Raw genomic sequence first — 1716 nt, 5'->3', positions numbered from 1 at the left:
GCGCCGAGGGTGGCGCGCCCTCATTGCTTTTCTGATTTTGCGCTAGATTTTACCGGCATGACCGGGCAAAGCACGCGCTATTTTGGCCGGTGCGCGGCCCGCGGCCGCGCGTGCTCATTGGGCCGGCGTGAACTGCGTGGCCATTTGGGCCAGGACTTCAGGCGGCCACGGCGCGGACGTATTGGCCACATAATCCATCCAGACCAGAACGTTGCGGCCGCGCGCATAGGGACCCGCGTCGTCGCCGACCTTCTCGAGCAGCAGCTCGAATTCGGCGCTGGAGCGGCCAATGCGCGTCACCTTGTGCGTGACGCGCACGGTGGCCGGATAGGTCAGCGGCCGCAGGAAATCGCACGACGCGTGCGCCAGGATCGCACCATCATCGGCCGGCAGCTTGAAGCCCGCGTTATACAGAATCTGCATGCGGGCCTCTTCCATGAGGCGGAAATACAGCGTGTTGTTCAGATGGTTCAAGGCGTCTGAATCGCCCCAGCGCAAGGGCAATTCGAGTTGATGGGTATCGCCCACCGAAAGCAGCCGCGCAGACAGGTTGTCCGGGTTCACCAATAACTCCTGAAGGCTAAAAGAAATGCGAAGGGGTACAGGACCCTCGCCTGCAATACAATCGTCGATAATACTTCCAGCCATATATGGAATACATACGGGGAGCTTTGCAATGTCTGAACGCGAGTCGATGGAATATGACGTGGTCGTGGTTGGCGGTGGTCCCGCCGGCCTGGCCACAGCAATCCGTCTGAAGCAGCTGGCCGCTGAGAAGAATCAGGAGATCGGCGTCTGCGTACTGGAGAAAGGCGCGGAACTTGGCGCGCACATCCTGTCCGGCGCCGTCATGGACCCGCTGGCGCTGACCGAGCTCATCCCCGACTGGAAAGAGAAAGGCGCGCCGCTGAACGTGCCCGTCACGCAGGACAAGTTCCTGTTCCTGTCCGAGACCGGCGCGCGCGCCACGCCGAACTGGCTGCTGCCCCCGTGCTTCCACAACGAAGGCAACTACATCGTCCGTCTGGGCGACGTCGTCAAGTGGATGGGCGAGCAGGCCGAGGCACTGGGCGTGGACATCTTCCCCGGTTTTGCGGCCGTTGAAGTGCTGTACGACGAAAACGGCGCCGTGCGCGGCGTGGCCACCGGCGACATGGGCGTGGCCCGCGACGGCAGCCACACCGACCACTACCAGCCCGGCATGGAACTGCATGCCCGCTACACGGTGTTCAGCGAAGGCTCGCGCGGCCAACTGGGCCGTCAGCTCATCGAACGCTTCAAGCTGGATGACGGCCGCAACCCGCAGTCCTACGGCATCGGCATCAAGGAAATGTGGGAAGTCGATCCGGCCCAATCCAAGCCCGGCCTGGTGGTCCACACCGCCGGCTGGCCGCTGGACGCCGACACCTACGGCGGCTCGTTCCTCTATCACCTGGACAACAACCTGGTGGCCGTGGGCATGATCGTCGGCCTGGACTACGCCAATCCGTGGCTGTCGCCCTTCGACGAATTCCAGCGCTACAAGACCCACCCGGCCATCCGCGGCACGTTCGAGGGCGGCAAGCGCATCGCCTACGGCGCGCGCGCCATCACGGCCGGCGGCTTGCTGGCGCTGCCCAAGCTCACGTTCCCGGGCGGCGTGCTGGCCGGCTGCGAAGCCGGTTTCCTGAACGCCTCGCGCATCAAGGGCAGCCACGCCGCCATCAAGTCGGGCAA

At 64.2% G+C, this 1716-nt stretch carries 2 protein-coding genes; one reads left to right on the top strand and one right to left on the bottom strand.

Features of this window, described 5'->3' with window-relative positions:
* Positions 1-114: 114 nt before the first annotated feature.
* The gene (locus RT697_RS26740; protein ID WP_255596284.1) at positions 115-567 is read right to left on the bottom strand and encodes an acyl-CoA thioesterase; all 453 of its coding nucleotides are present in this window, start codon (positions 565-567) and stop codon (positions 115-117) included.
* Positions 568-676: 109 nt separating this feature from the next.
* Between RT697_RS26740 and RT697_RS26735 the strand changes: the two genes are divergently transcribed.
* A partial coding sequence (locus tag RT697_RS26735; RefSeq protein WP_313702649.1) for an NAD(P)/FAD-dependent oxidoreductase occupies positions 677-1716 on the top strand: 1040 nt, incomplete at its 3' end.

The sequence above is a fragment of the Achromobacter sp. genome, assembly GCF_032113835.1.
In the GTDB taxonomy this organism is placed as follows: domain Bacteria; phylum Pseudomonadota; class Gammaproteobacteria; order Burkholderiales; family Burkholderiaceae_B; genus Achromobacter.
Note: the sequence above shows the minus strand (reverse complement) of the source record. Positions and strands in the feature narration are given on the sequence as shown.